Below are 21,574 nucleotides of genomic sequence, written 5' to 3' on the forward strand. Positions count from 1 at the left end.
TTTTTAATTAAAACTTACCACAGATCCTTTTACATTACTCACTAAATTTACCTTGATGGAACAGAATTTAAAAAAATTTCAAAAAACCGCTTTACTTTTCTTATCAGTTCTTGTATTGACAGGATGCCGTGACGAAAGTAAGTCTGAAGAGACGGAAGAAAATCTTAATGTTTCAAATGATACATTACCCGAATTTGCTTCAGAACCATTAGTTACAGACAATTACACTGCAGATCCTTCTGCTCATGTTTTTGAAGGAAAAATCTATGTATATCCTTCCCATGACTGGGACTCCGGAATTCCCGAAGATGATACAGGTGCACACTTTAACATGAGAGACTACCATGTATATTCCATGGATAGTGTGGGAGGTGAAGTAACAGATCACGGAATGGTATTCGACGTAGATGATGTGCCCTGGGCCAGCAGACAATTATGGGCACCGGATGCTGCCGAAAAAGATGGAAAGTACTATCTCTATTTTCCTGCAAAGGATGAAAATGACATCTTTAGAATTGGGGTTGCAGTTGGGGATTCTCCCGCAGGACCCTTTACTCCACAAGATGAACCTATCGCCAACAGCTACAGTATAGATCCTGCCGTGTATAAAGATACAGACGGAGAATACTATATGTATGTGGGAGGAATATGGGGAGGACAGCTTCAGCGATATCGCGATAACGTGTATCAGGGTGAAGATGACATTTATCCTGCAGATGACGAACCTGCACTGAATCCAAAGGTAGCCCGTATGAGCGATGATATGATGGGGTTTGCTGAGGAGTTAAGAGATGTTGAGATTTTAGATCAGGAAGGAAATCCCATTACTACAGGGGACAATGAAAGAAGGTTCTTTGAAGCAGCCTGGGTTCATAAGTATAACGACAAATACTATTTCTCCTACTCTACCGGTGACACTCATAATATTGCCTACGCCATTGGAGACAGTCCTTATGGACCATTTACTTATCAGGGAGTAATCCTGGAGCCGGTTTTGGGATGGACCAATCACCATTCTATAGTAGAACACAATGGTAAATGGTATTTGTTTTATCACGACAGCTCCCTTTCGGGTGGGAAAACATATTTAAGAAGTATGAAGGTTGCAGAAATGGAATATAACGAAGATGGAACCATTAAGACTATTAGCTCATTTGCAGATGAGGATGACATTGATCTTTAGTAAAATGTTAATACTAAGATTATTTGTTACTGCACTCCTTTTTAGCAGCTCTTCCCTCGTTAGTTTTGGACAGGTCAAACTACCAAAGCTCATTAATGACGGGATGGTACTGCAACGAGATGCAGAGATAAATATATGGGGATGGGCTTCTGAAGAGGAGCCCATTTCTATTTCTTTCCTTGGAGAAGAGTACAAGACTATTGCAGATGATAATGGTAACTGGTCAATCTCTCTTGACGAACTCCCCGCAGGAGGACCTTACCGAATGACAATCGCAGGTATTAATAAAATTAATCTCGAGGATATATACCTTGGTGATGTATGGCTTGCATCTGGACAATCGAATATGGAACTATCCATGTCCAGAGTCGCACCTTTGTATCCTGAGGAAATAGCAAATGCATCTAACGAAGCAATACGGTTCTTTGAAGTTCCAAAGACCTATAACTTTGCAGAGGCTAAAAAAAAGTTAGAGGGTGGAGAATGGAAGCCTGTCACCCCAACCAATATTGCTGAATTTTCTGCAGTAGCTTATTTCTTTGCCAAAGATCTGTATGAAAAATATCATGTTCCAATAGGTATTATAAATTCTGCCTTAGGGGGATCTCCTGCTGAAGCATGGATTAGTGAAGATGCCTTAAAAAAATTCCCTGAGCATTACCAGGAGGCTTTACGTTATAAAGATCCCACTCTTATTGACAGCATAGAACAAGCTGACAGAACCCGTATTGGGAAATGGTATAGTGAAATTCAGGAAAAGGATAAGGGTCTTGCACAAAACTGGAAATCTCCAAATATTGATGACTCTTCCTGGAAATCGATGAACATTCCTGGATACTGGGCAGACACAGAATTGGGACCTAAGAATGGAGTTGTCTGGTTCCGGAAAAAAATTGATCTTCCGGAGGATTGGGCTCAAAGACCGGCAAAACTTCTACTGGGAAGAATAGTAGATGCAGATTCTGTTTTTGTGAACGGAAAATTTATCGGGAACACGACATACCAATATCCTCCACGGCGCTATGAAATTCCTGCGGAAGTTTTGAAACCGGGGGAGAATATTATCAGTATTAGGATCATTAACGAAAGTGGGCAGGGAGGATTTGTTACAGATAAGAAATACAAGCTTATTTCCGGGGAAGAAGAAATAGACCTTACCGGAACCTGGAAATTTAAATTAGGTGCTGAAATGCCACGTCTACAGGGACAAACCTTTATTAGATGGAAACCTCTGGGTCTTTACAACGCAATGATAAATCCTTTGACCAATTATACACTCAGAGGTATTATTTGGTACCAGGGAGAATCTAATGCCGACACCCCCGAAGAATACGAAGCTCTTATGACAACTCTAATCCAGGATTGGAGAAATAAATGGGGACAGGAAAATTTGCCTTTCCTATATGTGCAGCTTGCAAATTTTATGGAAAGCAAAGACCAACCGGGCGATAGTAATTGGGCCAGGCTTAGAGAGGCTCAGAGAAAAACTCTATCTGTACCTCACACCGGAATGGCAGTTGCCATAGATGTCGGTGAATGGAATGACATACACCCACTCAACAAAAAAGATATTGGAGAACGACTGGCCCGGACAGCTAAAAAAGTAGCCTATAAGGAAGATATAGTTCCTGCCGGACCTCTCTTTGATTCTTTTTCCAGGGAAGGAGATTCTATCATTCTTTCTTTTAAAAATGTTGGTGGAGGATTAATATCAAAAAATGGCAAATCTCTCTCTCATTTTGCCCTCGCAGGCAAAGACGGTAAATTCAAATGGGCAAAAGCAAAAATCATTGGAGACAAAGTTCTTGTGTATCATCCGGAAATTAAGGAACCTGTAGCCGTACGATATGCCTGGGCAGACAACCCTGAAAGCGCAAATCTTTACAACAAAGAAGGCTTGCCTGCATCTCCTTTTAGAACAGATGATTGGGATTAATTATATTTTAAGTTCCAAAAATTCATCATTTCAATTAGCACCCATTATTCCAAATTGTAAAATTTGGAATGATGGCCTTTTTCGTCAATAATTCCTTAAAAAGAAGAATAAAAACTTTTTAAGGAAACGTGGAACAGAAATTGTTTTTAATTAAACATATTATTTTTCTGATTTAAATCCTTCAGGATGAAAGCAGGACCTCAATTTTCATAAATTTAAATGAGGTTCTTTAAATCTAATATTTATTAATGACCGGGCAATTATCTTTATGTAATATCTTCCAAAGTGCCCTGCAACCATTGGCTGCATACTTCCGCAGGATAAAAACCAGAAAGGGTAAAGCGGTTTTTTTCTCTTTTACTACTGCTATCTTTCTTTTGCTGGTAAATCCTTTTTACGGACAGGAAAAAGTACTTCAGGAATATCATTTTGAGACCCTGCGAAGTATTCCTACTCAAAGAGCTGTCGCCAGTATTTCTCAGGATCAGCAGGGTTTTATATGGATGGGGACAAATGGGTTGGGACTTAACAAATACAATGGCTTAGATTATACCTCCTATCGGTTTAAGGAGGGAGATACTACAAGTTTAAGTAATTCTCTGGTTCACATCACTTACCTGGACAGCCAAAACAGGTTATGGGCAGGTACAGAAGCAGGACTGGATCTTTACAACAGAGACTTAGACAATTTTATCAGAATCAATTTTTCAGGAAAATCAAAAGTCCCCAATATTGCAGTACATGCCATTCTTGAAATGGCAAATGATAATATCCTCGTAGGCACACATCAACATGGGTTGTATATAATAAATCCTCGAACTCTAAAAACTTCAGAAATTGAAATAAAGGGCATTGAGGAGGTTAGAAATTTTTTAATAAACTCTATTGCTCGTTTTGATAATAAAATTCTAATAGGCACAGATAAAGGTCTTTTCGAATATGTTCAGGAATCTCAGGAAGTAGTCCCTTTTGAATTCATAACATTCAAGGGAAAGGAAGAAATTGCTGCTCATATCCAAACCACCAGGGTGGACAGCAAAGGAACCCTCTGGCTTGGTACCACAGCACAAGGTTTGTATAAAGTAGATGGAAATGAAAATGGTCGATATGTGATTGAGCATTTTCCAATCACTACAAAAAGAATTCTTTCCCTTTTGGATACCCCGCGTAAAACCATCTTGTGCGGTACAGAGAACGATGGGATGTTTGAGATAGACAGGAATGGAAATATCCTAAATCATTACCTGAATGATAAATTTGATGATAATGGTATAAAATCAAATTCGATCTGGTCCTTATTTTTAGACGACCAGGAACGAATCTGGATTGCTTATTATAACAATGGCGTTGGCATCTATGATAAAGCCTACGACAAGTTTGCCGATATTGAAAGCAAGTTAAACAATCCAAACTCCCTTCAGTCAAGTTCTGTTACCGGCATTCTTAAGGATAGAAGAGGAAGATTGTGGATTGGTATGGATGGTGGTGGCATAGATGTCTACAATCCAGAATCGGACACCTTTACTCATTTATTAAATAACCCGAATGACATCGCCAATGGTCTCGATTCGCCAGATGTTCAGACTCTCTTTATCGATAGCAAAGGAAATATTTGGGTTGGGACATGGGATTACGGAATCTATTTCCTGGCGAAGGGATCGAATTCCTTTAGAAATTACAGCGTTAAAAATACCAATGGTGAAATAGCTTCTAACCGGATTTTAAGCTTTTCTGAAGATTCAAAAGGCACTATCTGGATTGGAACATTCTCCCGGGGCGTTCATTCTTACAATCCGGTTTCTAAAAAATTTACTATTCACGATCATGAGCCATTTTTAGAAGAAAGAATAAGTTACAGTGATGTTAGAAGAATTTATGTGGACAGTAGGGATAATATCTGGATTGGTGGAAGTTCAGGCTTGTTCAGATTAAAAATTATTAATGGGGATTTTGATCTTGAAGTGATGTCCTCCAGATTTTATCAAAACTCGAACAATCAATCCTACAACGGACAAATCCTGGATATTTATGAAGATTCATCTCAAAGAATCTGGATAGGAACAGAAAGTTCCGGTCTTGGTGTTTATAATATGAAGAAGGATTCTTTTTCCTGGATTAAACCTGAAGACGGTTTTGATAAAATAACGGTATCATCAATTATCCAGGATAATAATGGTTCTATATGGGCCGCCGGTAACAATGGACTTACAAAACTGGACAGGAACACCAATACCTTGAAAAACTTTTCTATAAATGACGGTTTACTAAGTGACGACTTTAACAATAACACGGCATATAAAGATCAAAATGGAACACTTTATTTTGGTTCTTATGAAGGAGTCAATTTTTTTAATCCCGATAAGCTTATAATCAACAAGAATCCGGCAAACATTTATCTCACAGATCTAAAGATTTTCAATGAGCCTGTGCAACCCGGGAAAGAGGGCTCTCCATTAGAAAAGGTAATTTCGCAAACTGAAAAAGTAACACTTAGCCATTCAAGCTCGGTGTTTACAATAGATTATGCCCCAATAGATTTTACAAGACCCGAAAAGATCCAATATGCCTATTATCTTGATGGGTTTGAAGACAGCTGGAACTATGTTCAAAACACCAGAAGTGCTACATATACCAACCTGCCGCCGGGAAAATACACCTTTAAAGTAAAAGCCACGAACAGCGATGGAATATGGAAGGATGAACCAACGACTCTGGAAATAGAGATACTTCGTCCCTGGTGGTTTTCCTATACTGCAATTCTCCTTTATCTCGTAGTTTTTCTAAGTATATGTTATGCCTCTTACCGTTTCATCAATTTACGAGTAAAAACAAAGCGCGCGATTGAACAGGAAAGGGCAAGACATCTTCATGAAGAGGCCCTTAATGACAAAAAGATTCAGTTCTTCACAAATATCTCTCACGAGTTCAGAACCCCGCTGACACTTATTTCAAGTCCGCTTCAGGACATTTTACAAGAAGGCAAACTTCCGTTAAGACTTAAGGAAAAACTTAAGATCATTAACAAAAATACCATTCGGTTAAAACGGCTTATTGACGAACTGATGGATTTCAGAAAACTTCAGTTTGATAAAATCCCTCTTAATGTTTCCTGTTTTGATGTGGAGGCACTCCTGCATGAAAGTGTAGAATATTTTAGAGAAGAGGCTCAGCAGAGAAACATCGCGCTTTCAATAGAAACAGATAATGGAGTTTCAAAGGTATGGGCTGATAAAAATAAGATTGAAAAAATTCTTTTTAACATCCTTTCCAATGCATTTAAAAGCACTCCCAATAACGGAATAATCACCGCAATAGTAGCCAGAAAGAAGGAACATTTTTTTAAGCTTATAGATAGTACTACCCCTTTGGAGGCTCTGGAGATTAATATAGAAGATACAGGAAAAGGAATTGATCCCGGTGAACTCAATAAAATTTTCGATAGGTTCTATCAAATAAAGGAGCGAAATGAACAATACTATAGTGGAACAGGAATAGGACTGGAGGTCGTAAGGAGTTTTGTTGAGCTACATAGAGGAGATATCGAGGTAGAAAGTGAGGTAGGTGTAGGAACAAAATTCAGAATTATAATTCCACTAGATAAAGAACACTTTGACCCTTCAGAAATAGTAAATTCTGAATCTGTCGAAAATCAACCTGACCTCAAAACAGAGGAAATCGAATATCCAAAAGATCCGGAAGAATACCATAAAAAAACCGTTTTAGTTGTAGAAGACAATTTGGAGTTGAGGTCATACATTCAGCAGGAACTCGTTGCTGAATATAAAGTGGTAGTAGCCGAAGATGGACGGGAAGGACTGGAAAAGGCTAAAAAATACATGCCCGATGTTGTCATCACAGACGTGATTATGCCTAAAATGAATGGAATTGAATTCTGTTCCACATTGAAAAAAGACATTAAGACGAGCCACATCCCCGTATTGATGTTAACAGCAAAAGCCATGACAGATGATTGGGTAGAAGGTTTTGAAGCAGGTGCAGATGTTTATTTAAATAAACCTTTTGAGATGAAAATTATGCGCTCTCAATTGAAACAGCTTATTTCAAACAGAGCCCTACTTTTTTCAAAGTTCATGGGGGATTTCAATAAAACGGAAATTGAGCCTAATTCTACCTCTTTGGATCAACAATTTATATTGGAGATCATCAGGTATACACAGGAAAATATAAAGGAAGCGAATTTAAATGTGGAAAAACTTGCAGACGAATTCAATCTTAGCAGAAGTCAGCTTTACCGAAAGATCAAAACCTTAACCGGACTTACTGCCAATGAACTTATACGAAAAATTCGCCTTGAACGGGCAAAAGAACTTCTTGAGGAAAGTAGCGATTCTTCTGTAAGTGAAATAAGCTATAACGTAGGTTTTTCGTCTCCCTCCTACTTCTCGAAATGCTTTAAAGCTCACTTTGGTGTACTTCCCAAGGAAATAAAAGAGGAGTAGCTTATTGCTTTTCTAAATAGCTATAAAAGCCTGAAAAAAGGCACGAAAATTAGCACGGTTTACACCTCCCGATATTTCCTAATATTGTGGAAAGATCGTGTTGAAAGTTTCCACAACAGGTTTTTAAAATGACATTTTTGAGCCCTCTTTTTTAAAATCTGTACAGTCTGAATTTCTTGTTTATTCAATTCTACAGCTCCCTCACAATCTCAAAAATTATTTTCGTAATCACGTAAATGTCTTGAAATTCTATTCAAGTGAGCCGCTATCGGGATTATATCGAATGAAATGAACTGGAGTTACATTTTCCATTTCTCCCTGATCTTTAAGCACCAGTCGATGCATTTATTGAAGATTATCCTGATTCATGTTTCTTACAGCGGTTTATTTGTGCTTCTTTCCATAGCCTTGAAAAAATCTTCTTTCAGAATTACCTTTCTTAAAAGGTCAATTATGTTTTTTCATTCGATTATTGTAATTAGACAGTCTGGTAAAATTGATCACCAGATATTAAAAAAACTCATAGTAAAACAAAAAAACCGGGCAATTATGCCCGGTTTTTTTGTTTTACTATGACTAATCTAAACTTTAGAATTCTAAATCGCCGGTGAAATCTTCACTTACATCACGACCGGCAAGCCCGTCTGCCACTCCTTTATAAGCAGGTTTTCTTTCGTAATCTGCATTCCAAAGGTTAGGAGACTCATCGGGTAGCCAGTATTCATGTTCCTGCGGATTGTCAGAAACATTCCAAATTGTTACTCCATATTGCTGAGCTGCAGGAACAATTTCACTGAAAGAATCCAGGATGAACTGATACATATCGGCCTGCGCAATTAACTGATCCATTGTTGGGGAAGCCGTTCCAAGTCTAACATCCAGTTCAGATATCTTGATCATCTTTCCGGTAGCTGCAAGTTTTTGGAACATTTCAACAATATTTTCCCGGCTGGTATTTAAAGTTACGTGCATTTGGGTTCCAATCCCATCAACAGTAGCTCCCTGGCTTTCTATATAATTCACATATTCGATTAGACCATCTAGTTTAGCCATACTGGCTTCCAGGTTGTAATCATTGATGAAAAGCACATCTGATGGTTCGGCATGTTCCCGTGCCAGTTTAAAAGCAGTAACAGCGTAATCTTTACCAAGATATTTTACCCAGTAGAAATCATCACTCGCAGGATCTGTAACATTTCCATCTCGAAGACTACCTCCTTCTCTCATAGGCTCGTTTACTACATCCCAACCAGTAACTTCATCTGTATAGCGAGAAACCATCTCTGTTATCCAGTATTCCATAGCTTCACCAATAACTTCAGCTTTCTCTTCTTCTGACATTTCAATAATAACCGGCCCGGTTCCTGTGGCTACTTCGCCAGAGGTTACCACAACATCATCAATGTATAAAGTAGTTGCTGTTTGTCCAAAATCAAAAACGAATTTATTACGATCATCTGTAGTAGGTGTAATAGTTCTTACCACCTGACTCCAGGTTGTTCCCACCTCAATAGGACCGGAATAATCCGCAGCATACTCGGGATTTTGAAGTTGAAATTGAATAGTAGCGGGTGAGTCTGCTTTTATAAAGAAGGAAATGGTATACTCAGTTCCTGCCTCCAGAGGCTCATCAAAAGTGTATAACTGCTGCGCTTCCCATAATTGCGCTTCAGTCGGGTTGGTTAAAACCATGGCATAACCAGAGTCATACCCTTCTCCTTCAGCAGAAACTGCTCTTGTAGAGCTATTTCCCCAGCCATTCCATCCGTCAAGATTACCAGCTTCAAAATCACTGTTGCCTATAAGATTTACAACCTCAGTTTCAGCATCAAGATCTACTACACTAAAACTATCTACATCAATATAATAGGTCACCCCTGGAATGTAACCAAGATCTAGATTCATAGCAAAAGTCTCAGCCGTAAAATCATTCACAGTGAATTTTACCTGCTGCCATTGCGAAGTGGTTTCAAAAGCTTCAGTTTGACTTCCCGTGCCTAACCAATCCTTCCATGGATAGTTATTCTCAAGTCCGACAAAAGAAACACGTCCCTGTCCAGGTTGATCAGATCGAATGTAAAATGAAACTTCATATTCATTTCCGGCCACAACAGGAATTGCAGGAGTGGCAAGCTGTAAATCCCATGCATTTGCAGAACCGGAACTTGCAATTAATTCAATTGCTTCACCGCCTGCAAGGCCTTCACCTTCAACGATAGTAATACCGTCGCCGGGATTATTCTTTCCCCAACCGGTAAAGCTACCATCCTGTAATCCTGACAAATCCAATGCATTTGAACCGCTTGATCCCGGGATAACGGTTGGAGCTATTAAACTGTTCAAATAACTTGCATTCTGGTTAGCGTGCCACACTAGCGTGTGTCCATAAATATCTACTCCCGCTTCGTTTGTGAGTGCAACAAAATCATCTATAGGTTGAAAATTGATTTCCCCTTCTGCATTTACCATTGCAGCATGTTTCATGGCGTAACCTACAGTAACTTCATCAAAGTTTTCATTTACAATATTTCTGTAAAGTTCATCATTCATGTAAAGGTCGAGGATGATACCTACGCCCAATATATAATCTGTATAGGTTTTTAATGCTTCATATCTGGCAATCTTTTCCTCCAGTTCTAAAGGTAGTTCTGCCGTGGTTATTTGCTGATCCTCAGGTCTCTCTTCCCACTCCATGATCTCCCTTTCGCATCCTGTCAAAAGAACTGTGCAAAGTATAAATACTGATATTGCTTTTAATTGTTTCATTTTTCTAACTTTTTTAATTATTCAGGAAAATCAGTAACGATGGGGGTTTCCAAAGAAACTACCCGCCAGTTATCCGTATAGATCTGGACTGAAGTTTCTGAAGGAGTAAATTCAATATCACTGGGGACTCCGGTTACGTTGCTTAACAAAATATTGGAATTCTCAAAGAACATTCCAAAGTTCTTGTATGTTGCAGACTCACGGTACTGTAGCAGATCGCCAAAGGTATAATCGCCGTCATCGCTAAACATATAGAATTCGGTAAATGGTATAGTAACCGTTCTCCAACCTTCAGTTTCAAATGGTACTACTTCGCCATCTACAATCCATGGAACATAGTTGTAAACACCACCGGCCCATTCGCCACCATTAAAGTTGTTAATCAACAAGATCTTTAAAAATCCTGTACCTACCCATGGTTCGGGAACAAAAATATCAAATTGGAAAGCCACTTCTTCCAGCGGAGTATCTGCCGGGATAAACGGCGTTAATTGTGAACGCCAGCTCTCACTACCGGTGGTAAAGACTTCAGATAGACGGTTCTTACCGGCATCGAATGTCTCACCTTCGGCAGGACCGTGAGGTACATAAGTTCCCTGTGAAACATGACCTTCTCCTATTGGTGCAGATTCCAATTCGTCCTGACGAATAGTATTACCAAATTCTCCAATAGCACCTACGCCGTCAAAATTGAGAATAACCCCTCTTTCTACATTAAAGAAAGCAGGAGAATAAGCTGCCCCGCTAGCAGATTCGATATAAATAGGTCCACCATCTTCCGACACACCTTCAGGAACGGTAACCGTAAAAAATTCACCGTCTTCTTCGTCGTAAGTAATTCCTTCTGTAACTGCCACGTCACCTGGAAAGACAACCCTACTTACCTCAAACAAACCTGTTCCATAAACAGTAATTTCTGTTCCCGGCATAGGTAAGGTATGCGAAATATTAAAAATAGATGGGGATGATGATCGTATATCAAAGGCAACAACAGTTTCACTGTTATCTTTTACTAAACGAATAGTGTTGCGCACATCTTCAGGTGCTTCAATAATGGGAGTATCTGATGAGACCCGAATTAACATTGAATTATCTGAAACATAAACAGGATTAAAATCTGTTTGGAATCCATTAATATAAATCCTTCTAACTCCTGTAAATCCTGATCCTTCGAGACGCAACAGCTGACCTATCCGTGCAAACGTTACCTCTCTGTCCGGCACACTTGAATCCACATCCTGTAGATAAACAGCATCAACGGTGATCTCACTGTCGTTAGTCTCATCGTCTGTCGTACAGGCTGTGAAGAGCAACCCAAAAAGGAGGATTCCAAAAACGGAGATCCGGCCCCAAAAACTATTGCTTAAATTATTTTCCTTCATTTTTATATGGATTTAATTTTAAAATCGGTTTTAATTGAACAATTCATCTGTTAAACGCTCTTCTGTGAATTCATAAGGAACAGGGGCGTCACGAAGTAATGGATTCTGAACTACTTCAGATTCAGGGTATGGCAATAGGAATATACTTTCATCAACATTTCCGACAGCACGTGTACCTACATCAACTGTTTCGTCAATGGTGACTGTATTAGTCGCAGCATCGTAGGTAAATGGAAGGATCTCAGCTCTCTCCTGATTTTCAATATAATTAATCACTTCCTGTTGCTCATAATAAGACCATCTCACCAGATCGTACCAGAATTGACCTTCCAATGCCAGCTCTACCCTTCTCTCGTGTAAAAGATCTTCAAATGTAAGAGTTGTCTTTGGTGCAAGACCGGCCCTCTCGCGGAGTGCATTAACGTACATTAATGCTGTAGCATCACTCGTAGAGGCATTATTTCCCAGAACTGCTTCAGCGTAATTCAGGTATACTTCACCCAGTCTTAGCATGTAAGTATTTAAACCGGAATTCATCCTTGAAATAGCAGGATTATCTCTGGTGGAACCAACTACCCCTTTTTTGACATTCACATAAGTATTTTCATGGTCAACTAAATAACCACCAGTGATTTTACTTAACTCCGGATAAAAATCTCCATCTGCCATCCAGGTAACCTTGCGGCGCCTGTCATTTTGCTCATACTCCGCAAGAACATCGTAAGAAGCTCGTGTCCAATATCCCCACGCTGCATCATCACCTGTAATTTCCGATCCTAAAGCGAAATAAGCCTGGTGTGGATTTATAACTCCATATTCTCCATTCGGAACCCATTGCAGGGCAAAGATAGACTCTGCATTGTTATTGTTTTCAATCATGAAAAGATCTGCGTAATCATCCAGAAGAGCGTAAGGCCCTTCAGTAATAGTTTTATGCGCAGCCATTTGTGCAAGATTAAGAAGTTCCGGATCTCTGTTGCCGCTATTTGGGCCATCAATAAGTCCTGAATAAGAAAGGTAAACTCTTGATAACATTCCGTAGGCTGCATATCGCGTTAAACGTCCAGCCTGCCCCGCTTGTTCAGGTAAATACATTGCGGCATATTCAAGATCTCTTATAGCAAATTCAAAAACATCATTCCTAGGACTTTTAGGTATAAGAGGATTGCTGATTATTTCCGCCTGGCTTGTAGTAATTATGGCATCTCCCCATAATGAAGCTAAATACCAGTAAGCAACACCTCTCATGAAGCGGGCTTCAGCTATGTACTGGTTTTTTATTTCTTCTTCAACACTACTTTCACTAATCGCAGCAATAGTATTATTTGACTGCTGAATAACGATATAAAATGATCTCCATGCTTCTACCAAAGGACCGGTTAATCCGGTCTCGGTTAGATCACTGAAAGGGTAAACATAATCTGAATACGGCGCGTATAAATTATACGACCGGCCATCTCCTAATCCAAAATAGAATTTGTCATTAAAGGAAAACCATACTCTGTTATAGAGAGGTCCGGTTGCAGCCTGAAAATCTTCTTCAGACTGAAAGAAGTTTTCTTTGGCTATCCGATCGTTTGGTTCTACATTTAGTTCATCGCTACAGCTATAAGAGCTGAAAAGCAGACCCGCTATAAAAAGCGTTTTAAATATTCTTTTTGTATTCATAACGTGTTTTTTTTAAAAGGTGAGGTTCACGCCCACGGTATATATACGTGGCGAAGGGTAACGACCATTATCTATTCCTGTTAGAAGAACATTCTGATTAATTGCCCCTATTTCAGGATCAAAGCCTGAATAATTAGTAAAAGTATAGACATTCTGTAAGTTCGTGTAGACTTTTAGATTATCAAGTCTAAATCTTTCAATCCAATCAACCGGAAATCTGTATCCAAAGGAGATATTCTGAACTCGCAGATAAGATCCATCTTCCAGAAATCTGTCGCTAAACCTGAAATTAGAGGCCGAAGCTGCCGAAGAAGCCGCGATCCTTGGCATAAAAGGATCTCCTCCAATTACCGCTACATTTCGATAATCAACCGGTCCGGCAGGATCAATTAGTCCTAATTCGGCATAGCCGAGGGCCGATTGAAGTAAGTTGGTGCTTTCCCTGGGATTTTCCAGAAAACGTCTTTGATAATTCACCACTTCATTCCCGTAAACTCCGGAAAGTTGCACATTTAGATCAAAGTTTTTGTACCTAAAAGAATTACCGATACCAAAGGTGAAATCCGGATGAGGATTTCCGATATAATCCCGATCCTGTTCATTAATGACTCCGTCATTGTTTACATCTTTAAAGATATAATCACCAATCCAAACTCCATTTTCCCCAATCTCCATATCTTCAGGTAAAGCGGTAGGCACTATGTCTCCGGCTTCATTTCTATAGTAGAAATCTGTGGCCTCTTCAAAGCGGCCAATAACCTGGTATCCATAAAACTGTGCTATAGGTTTTCCAACTGTCGTCCTGGTGACAATAGTAATATCTGAACCTTGTTGAAGCGTTTGATTTATAATTCCTGTTTCAGTTGCTAAAGCCAGAACTTCATTCCGGTTCAATGTAAATACAAGATTCGAACTCCAGGCAAAGTTACCGTCATCAACATTTACAGTATTCAGGGTAAGTTCAAGACCTTTATTTTCAAGAGCACCAATATTTACAATCGGTGGAGCGGTTGAACCTATACCTGTAGTACCTGAATAGTCCGGATATGGAGCCGCAAGCAACAGGTTGTCGGTCTTCTTATAATAAACATCTGCAATAAATTCCAATCGGTTATTAAACATATTCAAATCCAAACCAAGGTTCGTGGAATACGTAGTCTCCCATTGTAAATCGGGGTTAGCGGTATTTGCAGCCAGGAGTCCTGTTCCAAAGGGAGTTGCAGATGCGGCATAAACAGAAGTATATGCATAGTTAGGTGCACTCTGGTTTCCAACAGCACCATATCCAAGACGCAATTTTAAATTGTTTATGTAATCATTGTCTGTAAGAAACTCTTCATTTGAAATTCTCCAGGCCAATGCGGCAGAAGGAAACCATCCCCAGCGATTTTCTTCACTAAATTGTGAAGAACCATCATATCTTAAAGTTGCAGTTAATAAGTATCTGTCATCAAAGGAATAGAAGGCCCTTGTGAAATAAGAGGAGAGTGCACTTCTGGAACTAAAGTTTGAATTTCTCGCAGTTAAGGGATCCCCTAAGTTCAAATCTGTAGCACCATTAGTCAAATATCCGGTCCTATAACCATAGAGATTCTCATAGAAGTTTTCCTGAAATTCCTGTCCTAAAATGGCATTTATACTATGATTTCCAAAAGTGCGATCAAAGGTTAAAACATTTCGAATACTATAGTTCTTACTGTAGCCCTTCGTCCTGGAACCCTCTCTGGTTGGATTCACAATAGCCCCAAATGTATAGGAAGGGTTAAAAGTGTATCCATTTTGAAAACCGTAGTCCATCGAATATTCAGATCTTAGTGTAAGGCCTTCTAACATTTCGAGTTCTGCGTATGTATTTGCTCTAAGATTTATGTTTTCATTGCGATTTGTTCTAATACTCGCTAAACCTACCGGGTTAGTTTGTACAAATTCATCTGTCACGGGACCATCAAATGTACCCTCAGCGTTTCGCACCGCAACATTAGGAGTTTGTCTCAAAGCAGTTAAGATTAGTGATGCATCAGAAAACGTAGTGTTCTGATCAATTTCACTAAAGGCAAAATTTATACCAGTTTTGAGATATTCCTTAACCTGGGTATCAAACAAACCTCTTAAGTTCAATCGATCAAAAGAAGAACCAAGAGCAATACCTTCCTGTTCCAAATACCCCATGCTCATAGAGTAACTACTCTTTTCGTTACCTCCCGAGACAGAAAGATTGTAACTTTCCCTCTGTGCTCTTGTAAACATCTCCTCCTGCCAATCGGTCCCTTCTCCAAGAAGATCGGGACGTATAAAATAAGGATCCTGCTCCACAATACCTAAATCGGCCCTGGTATTTCTATGTATAGCATATTCCTGTAGATTAAGCAGGTCCAGCCTGTTAGGTAACTCCTGAAAACCTATTGAACTGTCAAAATTAACTCTCATCTCCCCGGCCTGTCCTCTTTTTGTGGTAATAATAATTACCCCATTCGCCGCCCTGGAACCATAAATAGCGGTAGCAGAAGCATCTTTCAGAATTTCTATAGATGCAATATCAGATGGGTTAATAGATGCAAAAGCATTTTGACCACCCTGCCCTGTATTACTATCTATAATAACTCCGTCTATAACGAAAATTGGTTCGTTAGAACCCGTAATGGAACTAATACCTCTAATACGAATGGAAGAACTGGCTCCAGGAGCACCACTGTTTTGCTGTATCTGTACCCCGGCAGCGCGTCCCTGTAGTACCTGATCAATTGTAGTAGGAACTGCCTCCTCAATAGATTCACTGGCAATGGAAACCATGGCTCCCGTCACATCACTTCTTTTCATACTCCCGTACCCAACTACAACAACTTCATCTAAAGTTGAAACATCTGGTATTAGAGTAACATTAATTTCCGATTGCCCGTTTACAGACATTTCTTCAGTTACAAAGCCTACATAGCTAAAAACCAGCACCCCATTTGCAGGGACATCGGTTATTTCATAGTCTCCGTCAAAATCTGTAACTACCCCATTGGAAGTTCCCTTTAATAATACAGTCACACCCGGTAGTGGACCGGTTTCATCAGTGACTGTTCCTGTAACTGTCGTAGTCTGTGCGAAAGCAGAAAAACTTATTAGGCTCAGTAGAATAAAGAAATAAAAACTTCGAATCCTGAAGCGTAATTCGCTGATTAAATGATTTGTCATTGTCGAACTTGGTTTAATAAAAAATTGTAGATAAATATTGATTGCCTGTTTTAGAAAAAATTATACTCTCAAAATCCCATTTTTAAGCGGTATTACGAAATCGATTGATTTCCTAAAGATAAGTTAAAAATCTCTTGGAGTCAACAACAAATATATCCTGCTCAACCCAAAAGATGTAGCACATTTGTTGCAACTCTCTATAAATTTTGAAGCATTTACCGTATTAATAGGGCCTTGCCGATCAAAATGTATTTTTATTTATTTTTTCACGACCTGAAATCTTTCTTATATCCTAACTATTATGTTTCTCCCCCTAAAGAACCTTTTCATGATGAAAATCTTTATGTCTTGTTAAAGTGTTGTACGCCCTATGGTCCTCTAAAAGGAACCCGAAAATGCCGAGGCAGGAAATTAAGTTCCTTAACACCTAACTTCAGAAGCCAGCGTGCAGGAAAAACATGGTTAATTTACGGTGGTCAAAAAAAATTAATTCTTTTGAATATTAATCTCTGAGGATTGAAGACTGTGAAATAGAGCCTTTAGTTCAATAAGCCGGGAAGTACCCAATAAAAGCTAATCACCAGCGACTTTCCCTTAGAAGAGACCGCTGGTGTGAAGAATAACTTCAACAGTCACAAAAATCAAATATTACCGGTTGACCTTTACTTGAGAACGATCTACTGTTGCTAAAATTTTCTCTGGCTTCCGGTTGTCTTCACCACCACTTCAATTTAGAATTCATTGATCTTCTGGATACCCTCCCGCAGTATCACACACCGATGCCCTTAACCCCGGTGTAACAGAAAAAGTTTAGGTGTCACGACTACTCACTGCTGCTATGTTCCCACTACTTATAACAATTTTTATAGGAAGCTTCCTATGAAAGGCGTCGTAAACTGATTCTCTCTTCCCGATTCTAATCAAGAAGTCTGGATGACTAACTAAATGGCCATCCTCCTGCCAGTCGCACATTGACCCAGACCATTGCATAAGACATTGTGCGATCAACAACCAGAAAATAGATTTACTTCTATCAAATTCCTGAAGATCATTTTTTTTGCGGTACCAAGCTGCTTCAGGATGAAAACTGAAAGATAAATTGTAACCTTGCGGCTAACTTAAGAAAATCGCATATCTTTAATCAATCGATTGCATAAAATAGCATAATTAGATATTATTATAATGGATTAGTTACAAAGTAATACCCTCCTGGTAATGACATCGCCAGAGGAGCTTGAATAAATCTTTTTAAACGAATTAAACTTGTTTATTATGAAAACTATCCTGACTTCGATTATTGTCCTGATCTCGTTCTGCTCACCTTCGTTTGCACAATTCTCACAGACAAAAATGGACAGTATTAACCGATTAAATACCGATGATCATCAGCTGATGATGAGGAAGTTAGGTATAAATACCCTCAGACCCGGACCATCGGGAAATCCCACAGATCCCAATGCAGCCAACAGTGACGAATCAAAAGTGTCTGACCTAAGAAATTTACCAGATCCATTGATATTTCAGGATGGCCGAAAAGTCAGTACAAGGGAACAATGGCAGGAAAGAAGGAAAGAGATCTTAGAAGTTTTTAACCGGGAAATGTATGGCAAGTTACCAGAAAATATCCCAGCTGTGAATTGGAAAGTCATCTCCGAAGAAGATACTTTAATTGGTGATTTTCCGGTCAAAGTAAAGGAACTCTTAGGGGTTGTGAATAATTCCTCACATCCTGAGATTGAGGTAAACATCAAAATGACCCTGACAACGCCATTAAATGCAGAAAAAGCAATACCGGTGGTTCTCAAATTCGATTGGAACTGGCCTGCAGGATTTAGTCCCCAGGGAAAAACTCAAAATCCCTGGCAAGAGCAGTTGCTTGCAAAAAACTGGGGGTACGCCAGTTTGATTCCTACCAGTTATCAGGCCGACAATGGCGCCGGACTCCGTGAAGGAATTATTGGCCTGGTAAATAAAGGAGAACCCAGAAAGGTTGATGATTGGGGAGCTTTACGCGCCTGGGCATGGGGTGCAACCAAAGCCCTGGATTACTTTGAAAAAGACCAGGATGTAAATTCTTCTAAAGTTGCTATAGAAGGTTTGTCCCGGTATGGCAAAGCGGCTATGGTCACTATGGCATATGATGACCGTTTTGCCATTGGTTTTATTGGTTCTGCCGGTGCGGGCGGAACAAAGATCCTTAGAAGAAATTTTGGAGAACAGGTGGAAAATCTTGCCTCCAGCGCAGAATACCATTGGTTTGCTCCGAATTTCATCAAATATGCCGGACCTTTAACGGTGGATGATCTTCCCGTAGATGCTCATCATTTAATTGCCCTTGCAGCTCCGCGTCCAGTCTTTATTAGCACCGGGGATCCTGCTGTGGAAGGAAACTGGGTCGATGCCAGGGGAATGTTTTTAGCCGCTGTAAACGCCAGCCCGGTTTATGAGCTTTTAAACGAAAAAGGATTGGGTACCACTAATTTTCCCGATGTAGGTCAATTTCTTTCCGATGGAAAAATTGCATTCAGGATTCACGAAGGCGGACATACGGTAGAACCAAATTGGCCATACTTTATCCAATTTGCAGAAAGATTTTTTTAAAACGACCTATTTATATGTAAGGATTTGTTGTGAAGATTTAAAAATACAATTATTCTAAAACCCGGTGAAATCGTAGATCATCCCGTCCTATTTTGTTCTAATTTATACCTTGATCCATCAATCAATAACGGTATAGGCTATGTAAAAGGTGTTTTTAAAAATATTAGCCCAGTATAATGCGCCTTAGCTTTTCAATAAATCAGATAATAAAAGCAGGTATCACTCCAATTATTTCTGGCAGCTCAACTTTAAATTAAATTATCCTTCTAAGCCTAATCGGATTATTTCCTTTACCACAGGCTTAGGATTATTCTGCCTGTCAAACAAAAGTGGGTAATCTGTTCTTCCTCTTACCGGCCAATTATTTTTCCATGAATGGCCATCATTAACTCCCCACAATGTTACCCTTGCAATAACATCCTGATGTTTTAGAAAAAGCTTAAAAAATTCTGCATAACGGTCGGTAAACTGCTGCTCCACTTCTTCAGGCAAACCATTAGGGAATGGATTCATTTTATCATCATAATCAAAATTCTGAGAAATTTCAGCTCCGGCATCCCCCCATGGAGAAGGCAGCACGCTTAAATCAAGTTCAGAAATTACAACTTTTCCAAGAGCACCATACGCTTCCAGGCTTTTTTCAAATTCAGTTAGGTCGGGATGATTTAAACCAATATGCCCCTGCATTCCTATACCGTGTATAGTAACTCCGGCTTCCTGGAGCTCTTTCACCATTTTTACGACTCCTGCACGTTTACCGGGATTGGCCATGGAATAATCATTATAGTAAAGCTCTGCTTCAGGATCTACTTCATGTGTATATTGAAAAGCCAGTTTAACAAAGTCGTCTCCAAGAATTTTAAAGAACTCACTTTCTCGATAACTACCGTCATCTTCAATAGCTTCATTTACTACATCCCAGGAATGAACCCGCCCCTTATAACGACCAACTACCGCCGTAATGTGATCTTTCATTCGCTGTTTAAGAACTTCCGGGGAAACAGTTTCTCCTTCATCATCCACAAAAAACCAATCCGGGGCCTGGGAATGCCAGATTAGGGTGTGCCCATGAATGTGCATATCATTTTCCTCTCCAAATTCCACAAATTGATCCGCCAGTTCAAAATTAAAATCTCCCTCCCTGGGCTGGATTCTGGAACTTTTCATGACATTTTCGGCAACTATAGAATTGAAATGCTGTTTCACGATTTCGATGGCTTCCGGCTGTCTCCCTGTAATTTGCCACACATTTAACGCCGTACCTATGAGAAAATTATCTTCCAGAGCTTCTTTTAAAGAAGGATCATCGATTTCTTTTGCGTAATCTGCTTGCGCCATTGCATTATCGTTCCCAAAGATGAGGCTCCCAAAGAGGCAAAAGCAAAAGATCTGCACGTGTTTTTTGAACCGAAATTTCATAACTCCTGTTTAGTATTAATTGTCTCTAAAATGATCCATAAAATTATTGGGATGTGCTCCTGTGCGCTCTCCTCGGTCTAAAGAATCTATACGCCGTACACATTCACCTGAAATTACGAAATCAAAAACATCCGCATTTTCAAAAATCCGATCCCGGTGTACACTTTTTGGAATGGTAACCACGCCCTTCTGCAAATTCCACCTTATGATTAGTTGTGCAACCGTCTTGTTATAATTATCTGCCAACTCTTTTAAAATATCCAATTTAAAGACTTCACCCCTCATTAATGGAGACCACGCCTCATATTGTATATTATTTCGTTTACAAAAGTTCAGCAATGGCTGTTGGACAAGTCTGGGATGGAATTCATTTTGAAGAACCATAGGGACAATTTCGAAATTTTCAAGAATTTCATTTAAATGATGTTCAAGACAATTTGATACTCCAATGGCTTTTACCCTACCTTCATTGTAAAGTTTTTCCAAAGCTTTCCAGGTTTCAAGATATTTCCCCGGTACCGGCCAGTGTATTAAATAAAGATCTGCGTAATCCATTCCCAATTCCTTCAAAGAACTGTCAAAAGCCGAAAGCGTTTGCTCAAAACCCTGATCATCATTCCACACCTTTGTAGTAACAAAAACATCTTCCCTGGGAATATTTGAAGTTCTAATTGCTTCCCCCACGCCATTTTCATTTCCATAAAAAGAAGCAGTATCTATATGTCGATAACCAGCTTCCAGAGCATGCTGCACCGATTCGATAACCTCCCTACCTTCTTTAGCCTTATAAACTCCCAAACCAAGAACAGGCATAGCTATCCCGTTTCTTAATGTTGTCGTACCGGAAATATCTTTAATATCCATAGTAATTATTTACGCCTGAAAAATGAGGCGGGTTCTCAAAAATGACATTTTCCGTTATAAATTTGCAACTCATAAATAATGAATAGCTTCATAAAAAATTGATCAATAATAACTG

At 39.4% G+C, this 21,574-nt stretch carries 10 protein-coding genes; 4 read left to right on the plus strand and 6 right to left on the minus strand.

Translation table 11 applies throughout. The features are described from left to right. Window positions 1–55 precede the first annotated feature (55 nt). From H148_RS0104805 to H148_RS0104815, 3 genes are all read left to right on the plus strand, one after another. Window positions 56–1,183, plus strand: coding sequence for a glycoside hydrolase family 43 protein (locus H148_RS0104805; protein ID WP_029033790.1), 1,128 nt, complete (start codon window positions 56–58; stop codon window positions 1,181–1,183). Then, window positions 1,128–3,119 carry a sialate O-acetylesterase gene (locus H148_RS0104810; protein WP_245583384.1) on the plus strand — a complete coding sequence of 664 codons (1,992 nt, stop codon included), beginning with the start codon at window positions 1,128–1,130 and terminating at the stop codon, window positions 3,117–3,119. The genes H148_RS0104805 and H148_RS0104810 overlap by 56 nt, the downstream gene beginning before the upstream one ends. 248 nt (window positions 3,120–3,367) lie before the next feature. After that, the gene (locus H148_RS0104815) at window positions 3,368–7,579 is read left to right on the plus strand and encodes a hybrid sensor histidine kinase/response regulator transcription factor (protein WP_051286178.1); all 4,212 of its coding nucleotides are present in this window, start codon (window positions 3,368–3,370) and stop codon (window positions 7,577–7,579) included. A 588-nt stretch (window positions 7,580–8,167) separates the two neighbouring features. Here H148_RS0104815 and H148_RS0104825 read toward each other — a convergent pair. From H148_RS0104825 to H148_RS0104840, 4 genes are read right to left on the minus strand one after another with little or no spacing between them, the layout of a single operon-like run. Continuing rightward, window positions 8,168–10,345: an endo-1,4-beta-xylanase gene (locus tag H148_RS0104825; RefSeq protein ID WP_029033794.1), complete on the minus strand. Its 2,178-nt coding sequence runs from the start codon at window positions 10,343–10,345 to the stop codon at window positions 8,168–8,170. A 17-nt stretch (window positions 10,346–10,362) separates the two neighbouring features. Further along, entirely contained in the window at window positions 10,363–11,727 is a 1,365-nt protein-coding gene (locus tag H148_RS0104830) for a glycan-binding surface protein (RefSeq protein ID WP_029033795.1), read from the minus strand. A 30-nt stretch (window positions 11,728–11,757) separates the two neighbouring features. Continuing rightward, entirely contained in the window at window positions 11,758–13,395 is a 1,638-nt protein-coding gene (locus H148_RS0104835; protein WP_029033796.1) for a RagB/SusD family nutrient uptake outer membrane protein, read from the minus strand. Window positions 13,396–13,407: 12 nt separating this feature from the next. Beyond that, window positions 13,408–16,575 carry a SusC/RagA family TonB-linked outer membrane protein gene (locus H148_RS0104840; protein WP_029033797.1) on the minus strand — a complete coding sequence of 1,056 codons (3,168 nt, stop codon included), beginning with the start codon at window positions 16,573–16,575 and terminating at the stop codon, window positions 13,408–13,410. 1,272 nt (window positions 16,576–17,847) lie between these two features. Here H148_RS0104840 and H148_RS0104855 point away from each other — a divergent pair. After that, entirely contained in the window at window positions 17,848–19,176 is a 1,329-nt protein-coding gene (locus tag H148_RS0104855) for a glucuronyl esterase domain-containing protein (protein ID WP_029033800.1), read from the plus strand. A gap of 258 nt (window positions 19,177–19,434) precedes the next feature. Here H148_RS0104855 and H148_RS0104860 read toward each other — a convergent pair whose 3' ends face one another. Then, window positions 19,435–20,595: an endo-1,4-beta-xylanase gene (locus H148_RS0104860; RefSeq protein WP_029033801.1), complete on the minus strand. Its 1,161-nt coding sequence runs from the start codon at window positions 20,593–20,595 to the stop codon at window positions 19,435–19,437. 15 nt (window positions 20,596–20,610) lie between these two features. Continuing rightward, window positions 20,611–21,459: an aldo/keto reductase gene (locus H148_RS0104865; protein ID WP_029033802.1), complete on the minus strand. Its 849-nt coding sequence runs from the start codon at window positions 21,457–21,459 to the stop codon at window positions 20,611–20,613. Between the last annotated feature and the right edge of the window lie 115 nt (window positions 21,460–21,574).

Source organism: Salinimicrobium terrae DSM 17865, from assembly GCF_000424665.1.
In the GTDB taxonomy this organism is placed as follows: Bacteria; Bacteroidota; Bacteroidia; order Flavobacteriales; family Flavobacteriaceae; genus Salinimicrobium; species Salinimicrobium terrae.